The 11,204-nt window shown below is 40.6% G+C and carries 8 protein-coding genes; 7 read left to right on the top strand and 1 reads right to left on the bottom strand.

What is annotated here, in order from left to right:
• The 4 genes from B4N75_RS04875 to B4N75_RS04860 all read left to right on the top strand — a co-directional run.
• Nucleotides 1–766, top strand: a 766-nt coding sequence (locus B4N75_RS04875; RefSeq protein WP_296666766.1) for an ABC transporter ATP-binding protein, incomplete at its 5' end; no start/stop codon positions are given.
• Nucleotides 767–954: 188 nt separating this feature from the next.
• Nucleotides 955–1,272: a Trp family transcriptional regulator gene (locus tag B4N75_RS04870; protein WP_296020285.1), complete on the top strand. Its 318-nt coding sequence runs from the start codon at nt 955–957 to the stop codon at nt 1,270–1,272.
• Between the two features lie 98 nt (nt 1,273–1,370).
• Nucleotides 1,371–4,169, top strand: coding sequence for an ankyrin repeat domain-containing protein (locus B4N75_RS04865; protein ID WP_296706716.1), 2,799 nt, complete (start codon nt 1,371–1,373; stop codon nt 4,167–4,169).
• Nucleotides 4,170–4,251: 82 nt separating this feature from the next.
• Nucleotides 4,252–5,001, top strand: a complete 750-nt coding sequence (locus tag B4N75_RS04860; protein WP_296020280.1) for a Bax inhibitor-1/YccA family protein — start codon at nt 4,252–4,254, stop codon at nt 4,999–5,001.
• A 128-nt stretch (nt 5,002–5,129) separates the two neighbouring features.
• Here B4N75_RS04860 and B4N75_RS04855 read toward each other — a convergent pair whose 3' ends face one another.
• Nucleotides 5,130–5,852, bottom strand: coding sequence for an SAM-dependent methyltransferase (locus tag B4N75_RS04855; protein WP_296020278.1), 723 nt, complete (start codon nt 5,850–5,852; stop codon nt 5,130–5,132).
• Nucleotides 5,853–6,047: 195 nt separating this feature from the next.
• On the opposite strand from B4N75_RS04855, the gene B4N75_RS04850 reads away from it, so the two are divergent.
• The 3 genes from B4N75_RS04850 to B4N75_RS04840 all read left to right on the top strand — a co-directional run bounded on the left by B4N75_RS04850 (nt 6,048) and on the right by B4N75_RS04840 (nt 11,141).
• Nucleotides 6,048–7,097 (top strand): hypothetical protein, encoded by a 1,050-nt coding sequence (locus B4N75_RS04850; RefSeq protein WP_296020275.1) that lies wholly within the window; start codon nt 6,048–6,050, stop codon nt 7,095–7,097.
• A gap of 2 nt (nt 7,098–7,099) precedes the next feature.
• A complete protein-coding gene (locus B4N75_RS04845) occupies nt 7,100–10,216 on the top strand; it encodes a FlgD immunoglobulin-like domain containing protein (protein WP_296666775.1) in 3,117 nt (1,038 codons plus the stop codon).
• 127 nt (nt 10,217–10,343) lie between these two features.
• Entirely contained in the window at nt 10,344–11,141 is a 798-nt protein-coding gene (locus B4N75_RS04840; protein WP_296666778.1) for a TIGR02757 family protein, read from the top strand.
• Nucleotides 11,142–11,204 lie beyond the last annotated feature (63 nt).

The following is an 11,204-nucleotide window of genomic DNA, read 5'->3' as shown; positions in this document are numbered from 1 at the left end:
ACTTTTGGTCGGAATGTACAAGGCGGACAGCGGAAAAATAATCTTTAAAAGTTCAGAAAATAAAAAAAGCGAAAATGAGCAGGGTTCTTCACTGATAAAATATATTTTTCAGGATCCCGCGCGTTCTTTAAATCCGAGAATGACAGTTTTTTCGATTTTGACAGACGGCTTAAAGTACGAAAAAAAAGGAATAAAAAAAGAAGAACTGAAAAAACTGGCGGAAGAAATTTTAGAGGAGGTCGGTCTTGATAAATCTGACCTTGAGCGCAGACCTTCGGAATTTTCTGGTGGACAGAGGCAGAGAATTTCTATTGCGCGCGGACTTTTGATGCAGCCGCAGCTTTTAATTTGCGACGAAGTTGTTTCTGCTCTTGATGTTTCGATTCAGGGACAGATTTTAAATCTTTTGCAGGAAATCCGCTCAAAAAGAAATTTAAGCTGTCTTTTTATTGCCCATGACTTGCGCGTAAGCTGTTATTTTTGCGACAAAATCGGCGTAATGTACCGCGGAGTTTTGGTTGAAGAAGGAAATGCCGAAGATTTTTACAAAACGGCTTTGCATCCGTATTCAAAACTTTTATTTGCCGGAGCGGAAGGCGGAAAAAGTTCGTTTAAGAATGAATGTGAGGTAAAAAGTTCTTTGGAAGCTTTGAAATGCTGTCCTTTTGCTCACCGCTGCCCGAAAAAAACAGAAAAATGCCAGAAATCTTTGCCGGAATGGACGGTTTTGGAAGACGGACACAAGGTCCGGTGTTTTTGTCTGTAAAAAAATTCTGCTTTAAGGAAAATCTTAGCCCGGATCGGAACGGCGTAAGTTTTTGCGGTGATTGAGCTTTGCGAAATTGCCGCAAAAATGCAGCGGAAGCGGAACCGTGCAGAGCCGGCTTGACCGAAAATGCGCTCCAAAATTTTGATAATTTGACCTTTTGCCGTTTTTGTAAGATAATTGTTTCTATGGAACAGAACGAAATTTCAGAAAACGAACGCAATGCTCTGCTTGATGACGGTTTGCGCGAAATGTGTAATTTAATTGCAAAAAACAATGATCCACAGACGATTTATGATTTTTTCGGCTGCCTTTTTACTCCTGCAGAAATGAGGGATTTTGCGACCCGCTGGCTTTTGGTTAAGGAAATCGACAAAGGCACTACACAACGCGAAATTGCCAGAAAATTTGGAATGTCGCTGTGCAAAATTACGCGCGGTTCCCGGGAATTAAAAAAACAGAATTCGGCTTTTAGGCGGTTTCTGGAACTTGCAAAAAAGTTGTAGTTTTTTTTCTTGATTTAGTATTCAGGTTTTCTTAACTTCAAATTTTTTCTTCCGATAATTTAACAAAGAAATTTTACTTGAAAATTACGGGAGACAGCATGAAAAATTTAAAGATATTTAGTTTTTTTGCCTTGTTTTTTTGCCTTGCTTTTTTATCATGCAATTCGACGGCAGTTGAAAAAGATGAGTCTGTTCAAAAATTGCTGAAAGAAGGGCGTTACGAAGAAGCAAAAGGGCTTTTTATTACAAAAACCGACATCAACGCTCAGGATAAAAACGGCGACACTGCGCTTCATGTCTGCGCGCGAATTAACGAAGCTGATTTGATTGCTTTTTTTGCCTTTAAAAATGCCGGCACGGAAATTGAAAATGCAGACGGCGATACTCCGCTTTTGGTTGCGGTAAAAAATGACAATATTGAATCTGCAAAAATTTTGATTCAGATGGGAGCGAATATTTTTGCAAAGGATGCCTCTGAAAATTCCGCACTCCAGCTTGCGCTTGCAAAAAATGAACTTTGGTATGAAGTAATGATTACCGAAAAAACCGGGCAGATTCGCGCTATAAACGGAGATTCGATTGTCCATTATTTTGTTCGGACGGACGACGAAAAAGCGATTGATTTTTGCATAAAAAAGCAGCTTCCGCTTTCTGTAAAAAACAATGAAGGCGACACTCCTCTTTCTCTGTGCTATAAGCGTGCAGACGAAACTGTTCCTGTCAGAATTGCGGCTGCGCTTTTGCAGGCTGGATGCGAGTGTGAGCGAGGAGACTTTGCTTATTTTGAAGATTCTGTGCGCACTCACAACACGATGCTGCGTTTTGCCGACGGGCAGACTCCTCTTCATTTTGCGACGATTCTTGGCCATACGGGAATTGTAAATTACTTTCTTAACGAAAAAACTCCTGTCCGGATTTCGGATATTTTGCAGGCCCAGGATATTGCAGGTTCAACTCCATTGCACGAAGCTGTTCGTTATGGACGCGTAGAAATTGCAAAGATTTTGCTTGATGCAGGTGCGAAGGTTGATGCTCTCGATGCTGTTGGAAAATCGCCTTTCTTGCTTATAATTCCTGCGGAAAAACAACTTGAAATGTACAACGTGCTTTTGTCTGCGAACGCCGATGTTACTCAGAAAGATATGTATGGCGATACTGTTCTTCATGTCTGCACAATGGCTGCTGTAAAGACAGATGTGCTTTCTGTTCTGATAAACCACGGAGCGCCTGTAAACGAAAGAAACAAAAAAGGTGTAACTCCGCTAAGCCTTGCAATCGAAAAAAACAATACTGAACACGTGATTTTTTATGCCCGCGCAGGCGCCGACATAAACGCAGAAGATATGGAAGGAAACACGCCTCTTACACGTGCGCTAGAAAGTCCTTCGATTGATATGCTCAAAACTTTGATTACTCCTCAGAATGTGCTTTCTAAAGACAGTGCCGGAAATACTCCTCTGCACATTGCTCTTATAAAAGGCAGCTCGTTCGGCTACATAAAATTTCTCGTAGAAACTGGAGCAGATGTAAACGCGCGTAACAAAGATGGAGACTCTGTTCTTTTCCTTGCTGTCCGCAAAAACAAAAAAGACGTGGGCGATCTTTTGCTTTCAAAAAATGCCGATATTTTTGCTTCAAACACAGAAAACAATTCTCCGCTTCGCATTGCCCTGGCACAGGGTGGAGAAGTGCAGGACTGGCTTATTACCAGCCAGACATTGAACGCTTCTGACGGTTCTGGCAATACTCCTCTTCATTACGCATGTGAATGGAAACTTGATGAAGCGGTTTCTGCCCTTATTCAAAAAGGCGCAAATGTGAATGCTGTAAATGCAAATGGAGAATCTGCTCTCTTTGCGGCTGTAAAGGCTGATTCCTCTTCGACAATAAATATTCTTGTTGAAAACGGAATTATTACGGACACTCGTTCAAATCTTACACGCGATCATCTTGGAAACACTCCGTTGCACTATGCAGTAAAATGGAACAGTCTTCAGGCTGCGCAGTCAGTAATTTCTCTTGGATTCGATGTAAACTCTCAAAACCTTTCTGGAAAAACTGCCTTGAGCGATTGCTGCCGTTCGGACAAAAGGCAGATGGCTGTTCTTCTTATACAAAATGGAGCAAACGTAAATTCTACCGACGTGACAGGACGTTCTGTTCTTGTAGACGCAATCCAGAGCGGAAACGAGGAAATGGTAAATTTATTGCTCGAAAAAGGAGCAAATCCACTGATTCAGGAAATGAACGGACGCAATTCGTTCCATGAAGCGGCCTTGGGTGGAAATATAAAAATCATAGAATTGATTCGTTCTGCTGGCGGAAATCCCCTCAGCCGCGACACTTACGGCGACAGTCCATTCAGCCTTGTCTTGAATTATGATGAAAACGTTCTGAGAGCTGTGCTCGGCACAAATCTCAACATTGTCGATTCTGACGGAAATACTCCGATTCACATTGCCGTAGAAAAGAAAGTTTCTGCACAAAAACTCGATACGCTTATAAAAATGGGCTATCCTGTAAGCCAGCGCAACGGAAAAGGCGTAACTCCGCTCAATATGGCGATTACAACTAGTCAAAAGAGCCTTGCCCTTACTTTGATTGAACGCGGAGCAGACCCGTTTGCAGCGACAATAACTGGCGACAACGCCCTTACAAACGCATTTAAAAACGGAAATGTCGAAATTCTTGATGCAATCTGTAAGTACAATGCGCGCAAAACTGACACTGCTGGAGATTCAATCCTGCATTATGCGGCTAGACTTGCAAACGATGTCCAGGTTCGGCATCTTCTTGAACTTGGACTTGACCGCACCGCAAAAAATCTCAGCGGCGAAACTCCTTCAAAAATGGCAGCCCGCTGGAATAGACCTGCAATTGCAGAATTGCTAAAATAAAGAATCTTAAAGCAAAAATCCAGAAGTTCATTTTGGGCTTTTGGAGATGCTTTAAAATCTGATTTTCGAGGTTTTTTGTTTTATGACACAGACAAAATCGCTCCGCTTGACAGTCGCGGAAAAATCACAGTTTTTAAGCCGTTGCTACGGCTGGATGGCATTTGCGCTTTTTTTGAGCGCAGTTGTCGCATATTTTACAGCTGCAAACATTTTTACCCAGACATTGGACGGACACATGCAGCTTTCATATCTTGGCAAAATGCTTTTTGCGGGACGCGGAATGGGATTTATGCTTTTGTGCTTTCTCGAAATCGCAGTCGTAATTTTTTTAACAGCAAAAATCCGCACAATGAGCGTTTTTACGGCAAGATTTTCCTTTATACTTTATTCTGTCATAAATGGAATTTCGCTTTCCAGCATTTTTGCAGTTTACCAGATTGCTTCGATTGCAAACGCATTTCTCGCTACTTCAGCTACTTTTGTCGTAATGTGCATTTACGGTTCAAAAACAAAATCTGATCTTACAAAGCTCGGCCGTTACTGCGTTATGGGACTTTTGGGAATTCTTCTGGCGACTCTCCTGCATTTTATCTTGGGGTTTTTTACAGGAGCGCCGCTTGCTATGCTGGATTTGATTGTAAGCATTGCAACAGTTCTTGTTTTTACGGGGCTTACCGCTTACGACAGCCAAAAAATCTTAAAAACAGCCGAAAATTCAAAAAATACGGACGATTACAAAAAAGTTGCAATTCTTGGCGCGCTTGAACTTTACCTCGACTTTATAAATATTTTGCTTGCACTTTTAAAACTTTTCGGAAAAAGAAAAGATTAGAAAAAATAGGGCGTTGCCTGCGTTTGCAGGCCGCTCTGTCCAGGGTTCCGGCTTTCGCCTTCATTGCTCCGCTTCGTTTCGCAACGTGCCTTGCACGCCCTTCCTGCCGCTAACGCATTTTTTAAGCCTTATTTGTAAATCAAAAACATAGCAGGAATCTTTGAAAGTTCAGGCTTTGGAGTTTTTTTCCACTGAACTATGGTTTTTGTCTTTATAAACTGTTTTTCTGTTGTAATTCCAGCCGCAACGCAAAGTTTTGTTTCCGGACGGCAGATTCTCAAAATTGCCTCAAGCATTTTTTCGTTTCTGTAGGGAGTTTCGATAAAAAGCTGAGTCTGGTTTTCTTTGTACATTCTGTTTTCGAGCTGTTTTAACTTTGACTCGCGTTCGCCGTTTTTAACAGGAAGATAACCGTTAAAAGCAAAATTTTGTCCGTTAAAACCGCTCGCCATAATCGCCATAATCATTGAATTTGGACCTGCCAGCGGAATTACTTCAAGATTTTTTTTATGGGCAATTTCGACTGCCCGGCTTCCGGGATCTCCTACGGCAGGACAGCCGGCATCGCTCAAAACTCCCATAGGCTCGCCTTTTTCAAGAAAACTTAAAATCTTGCTCAAATCTTTTTTTTCGTCTGTGTGCTCGCTTAGTTCATAAAAAGAACATTCATCTATCGGAAAATTTTTATCAAGTTCAATCAAAAATCGAACTGCGCACTTTCTGCTTTCTACAATAAAATGGCGTATATTTTTTACTGTTTCGATATTTTTTGCTGGAATAACGCTTTCAATTTCTGTGTTTTCGCCAAGTTTGCTCGGAATTAAATAAAGGGCTGGTTTCATAAAAACCATTATAAAATTTGCCGAAAAAAATTGCAATTTTAGAGATTTGCTGTAAAAATGACTTACAGAAGAAACATCTTTATATTTTTTTTGTTCTATAAATTGATAATATCGAGAATTTTTTAATAGAAAATATTATAATATAAAGAAACTGCTTTATCTGATTTAGTCTTTATTTTCAGGTAAAAATACAGGAGTTTATGTATGTTTAAAAAAATTATTGCATCTGCCGTTTTATGTGCTGGTGCAGCCTTGTATGCGTATAATCCTCCGGCTGGCGGACAAAATCTTCTCCGCATTTCTTCTCCGGAACTTTTGAGCGAAGGTTCTTCTTCTGCTGGCGGACCGTTGTTTTCTGTTTCTCCGGATTCTGTCGTAAATAATCCTGCTCTTACGGCTTTTGAGCAGCGTGCTGTTTTAAATCTTTCCGGAACAATGCTTTTTGACAGCAAGGACGAATCTGACAAATCTGTTGGAGGGGCTTTTGAAGGCGGTATTCTTCTTCCTTCAAGATGGTGCGTTTCTTCATTTTTAGTTCAGGGCGTTTTTGTGCCTTTTTATGATATGCATTTGGGAAATTCTTTTAACTTTACGGCAAATATTGCAAAAGATGTAACCGACAAACTTTCTGTTGGAGCGAGCGCCGAGCTTGGAGTTTTTTACGGCCATAATTCTGACTGGCGTGGCGGCGTAAATTTGGGCGCTTTTTATGAATTTGGCGAAGCTGGAATTTTAAAAGACATTCGCTTTGGCGCAGTCCTGCTAAATATTGGAAAACAGCTCGGAAATACAACTGTTCTTGGAATTACAGGCAGCGAAGCGTCTGAATGGCCGGGAATTGCAACTCCAAAAATGGGAGCGGCCGCAACTTTTTTTAAGCAAAATAATTTTAAGGCTGGAGCAAGCCTTGATTTTTCTTTTCCTTCGTTCCAGAATTTTGTGTGCGATGCAGGACTTCAGCTGCTTTTTGCTAACGTTGTAAAACTAAGTTCTTCGTGGGAATACGACGCCAGGGAATTTTCTGAAGGTTCAAAAAATATATTGCCTTCTGTCGGAGTAAGTTTCCAATTCAATTTTAATTCTAAGGACGGCTCTCTTTTGGCAAAAAAAGGCTGGGAACAGAGCGAAATGACTGTAAGCGGTGCCTGGAAGCAGCTTTACAAAAACGTGAATGCAGTCAGCGCCGGGGCAAAAATCAACCTCGGCCTTAAAGATACTCAGGCTCCAGAAATTATCCTTTGGGGAGAAAAATAGTTATGAATAAAAGATATTTTTTTGCGGCATTGGCACTTGCTTTTTCAGCTTCGGTTTTTGCAGAAAAAGGCCCTGTTTATATTTCTCCAAACAATGATGGCGTTCAGGATGTTCTTGAAGTTCCTCTTCAGATAAAAGAAAAACGCTATGTGACCGAATGGAGTTTTACAGTAAAAAACGAAAAAGGCGAAGTTGTCCGTACAATCGGCAATAAAGAAAAACGTCCGGAAAAACTTGGACTAAAAAAATTTTTTAAGCAGCTTGTTGCTCCAAAAACTGGTGTAACAATTCCAGAAACTGTAGTTTGGAACGGTGTTATGGACAACGGCGAAACTGCTCCAGACGGAACATATTACTATTCTTTCAGCGCAACAGACGACAATCAAAACACTGCTTCTACAAGAGAATTTGTCGTAATTGTTGACAATACTGCGCCAGAAATTGAGCTTGTTCAGCCAAGCCAGGATGCAAAAATCTTTGGTGAAGGAGCAAAATCTGTTCTTACAATAAGACAGTCTGGTTCACTTGAAGATTTATGGAATGGAACTTTTTATGATTCTGTTGGAGTTCCTGTACGCGTGTTTAAATGGACAGAAAGCGAACCTCTGAAATTTGATTGGGCTGGAACTGACGACAACGGCGTTTTTGTAAAAGACGGAGTTTATTCTTACAGAATTACTGCGACAGACCGTGCAGGAAACGTTTCTGCGCCAGCTATAATTTCAAATATCATTTATTCCGCAGAAAAACCTGCTGTAAATATTACTCTCAGCGGAAACAGATATTTTTCTCCAAATGGCGACGGTGTAAACGATACTGTTTTATTCAATGTAAAAATTCCCGCTCCAAATCAGGCAAAAACAGGAAACAAACTAGTTGAATGGAAAGTTGCAATCGAAGACAAAAATGGAGACGCGATCCGCATTTATTCGGGAACTGACAATCCTCCGGAAAATATTGAATTTGACGGAAAAACTGACTCTGAACAGGTTGCGCCAGAAGGAACTTATTATGCGAAGGTTACTGCAAAATATCTCAACGGTTTTGAACCAGATCCTTTAAGGTCGCCTGTATTCACGCTCGACAATACTGCTCCAAGCGCGACTGTAACAATAAAGAATTCAACATTCTCTCCAGACGGAGATGGCAATCTTGATTTGCTCGAAATTGCACAGGCAACAGTAAGCAATTCTCTTTCGCCGGTTTCGGACTGGACAGGAACAATTTTAGATTTAGATGGAAATGCTGTAAAGAAGTTTGAATTTGGTTCATATTTGCCGGAAAAATTAAGCTGGGACGGACTTGATTCAAAAAATATTCTTTCAAAAGACGGAAATTATAAATACGTTTTGACTGCAAACGATGCCGCAGGAAATTCAACAAAAATTGAATCTCCTCACTTTGCGCTTGATACAAGCAAAACCGAGCTTATTCTTACTGTAAGCCCGGCCTCTTTCAATCCGGCTTCGGCAAGCGTAAAATTTGTTCCTGTTGTAAAGAGCGGAGAAGTAGAGCATTATTCTCTTGAAATTCATGGCGAAAACGGAGAACTGGTTTGGGCTCAGAATGCACAAAAATCTCTTCCTTCAGAAATAAAATGGAACGGTCTTGCCTCGAACGGAAGCCGCTGTGTAGACGGAAGTTATTCTGCAAAGCTTTCTGTAAAATCTAAAAACGGTTCCGAGGCTTCTGCTTCAAGCCAGCCGTTTACAATTGACAGCATTGCGCCTTCAATCGAAATTTCTGTTCCTTATACAGTATTCTCTCCAGACGGTGATGGAAACAGAGATATTGTTCCTGTAACTGCAAATTCATCTTATGAAGAGAAATGGACTGCAAAAATTGTTGATTCAAAAGCCGATGTTGTAAAATCTTACGAATGGAAGGGCAGTGTTCCGAATTTCGAATGGGATGGAACGGACGGCAGCGGAAACAAGGTTGCGGACGGTCTTTACAAGATTGTATTTGCTTCGGTTGATGCCGCTGGAAACCGTGCCGATGCAGAAATTGCCGGTCTAAAAGTTGACAAGCGCGAAACAAAGGCTTATTTAACTGCTGATCTTGAATATTTTGCTCCAAACGGGGATGGAATTGCCGATCTTCAGAAATTTACAGTAAGAACGAGCGTTGTGGATGGAATTTCTGAATGGAAATTTGCAATTACAAGCGCAGAAGGCAAGGTTGTAAGACAGTGGACAAGTGAGCAGTCAAAAGATTTGCCAGCCGTAATAAATTGGGACGGAAACGATGCTGACGGAAAAGTTGTCGAAGGCGTATTTACCGGGAATCTTTCAATTTCTTACGAAAAGGGAAATCTCGTAAATGCCGTTTCATCTGCATTTATATGTACTGTAACTCCACCTCAGCTTTCTGTAAAAACAGCGCCTCGCTATTTCTCTCCAGACAATGACGGCGAAGACGATGACCTTTACATTCAGCTAAAAGGAAACAGCACTGTTCCGCTAAAGAATTGGTCATTTGTCGTAAAAGATCCAGAAAACGGAAAAACATTCTGGTCTGTAAACGGAAAATCAACGATTACAGAACGGCTTGTTTGGGACGGACGCGGAAATAACGGTGAACTTGTTCAGTCTGCAATGGATTATCCTTATGTATTTACAGCAACCGACACTCTCGGCATGACAAGTACTGTAGAAGGAAAAATTAGCGTAGACGTTCTTGTAATCCGTGTTGGCGATGTTCTCAAGATGGCAGTTCCATCAATCATATTCCGTTCAGACGCAGCAGACTTTAAGACCGAAGATGAAATAAAGGGCGGAATTACACTTGCTCAAAAGTCAAACAACGAACGCGTTCTTAAGAGAATTGCAGAAATTTTGAACAAATTCAAAAACTACACTGTAACAATCGAAGGCCACGCAAACAACGTTTCTGGAACTGAAGCGGAAGAAACTCAAGATACTGTACAGTATGGAAAAGCTCTTAAACCTCTTTCTCAGGAACGTGCAGAGTTTGTAAAAGAACAGCTCAGGAAAAACGGAGTAGATTCTGCCCGGCTTACAGCTGTTGGCCGTGGCGGAAGTCAGCCAGTTGTTGCAAGAAGCGACAAAGACAACTGGTGGAAAAACCGCCGTGTTGAATTCATTCTTAACAAATAAAATTTAAACTTGTAAAAAACGGGCTTGTTAAAAAGCAAGACTTGCAGCGATTTTGGTAAAAAAAGCCAATCGCTGTTAAAAATCGAACTTGTTTGGCAGTCCGTTTTTTTCTGAAAAAATTACAAAAATGTGCCTGTCCTTAAAACAAAGAATCATTTTACTTGCTGACAAATACGAAACTTCTCAATTTTTGCAAAAAGATCCATCGCAGTTTATGCATAAATTTTCGCCTAAAAATGGTGGAACTGTCAGAGATGCGGAAATTGTCGCTTTTTTGTCGGCAAATCTAGCATTTGGAAGGCGGGATCAGATTCTTTCCCATATTCAAATTATTCTCGATATGATAAAAGAATCAAAAAAAACTCCGGCGCAATGGATTTTGGACGGGGAATATGAGAAATTTTTTGATGAAAGCAAAAAGTCATTTTACAGAATGTACACTTTTTGTGATATGAAGAATTTTTTTAGGAATTTGCAGATTTTTTTAAGTCAAAAAGAAACTTTAGGCGAATTCTTTAAGGGAAAATGGGAAAATTCAATTGAAAATATTCAGAATAAAGAAGAGATTTTTCTTCATTCTGTCATTGCCGAGAGTTTTTGCGGTGAATGTGCTTTGATATGCCGCTCAAAAAATGGAGCCGCGAAAAAGTTGAATATGTTTTTAAGGTGGATGGTCCGCGAAAACTCGCCAGTTGATTTAGGCTTATGGAACTGGTACGACAAAAACAGGCTTTTAATTCCATTGGACACTCACGTAATGCAGGAAGCCGTAAAATTTTCACTTATCGAAAAAACTTCTTCTGGAAAAATTCCTTCTGCAAACTTAAAAACCGCTGTTGCACTTTCAAAAAAAATGAATGAGTATTTTCCAGGGGATCCTGCGCGCGGAGATTTTGCTCTTTTTGGTCTTGGCGTTGACAATTAAAGAAAATGCCTGCGCAAAAAAGCACAGGCACTTTATTAAAATTTATCTTCCGAATTTGAAGAC

Origin of the sequence: Treponema sp. UBA7570, from assembly GCA_002477955.1 — a bacterium.
Classification (GTDB): Bacteria; Spirochaetota; Spirochaetia; order Treponematales; family Treponemataceae; genus Treponema_D.
The sequence above is the reverse complement of the archived record's forward strand: the minus strand, read 5'-3'. Positions and strand labels throughout refer to the sequence as shown.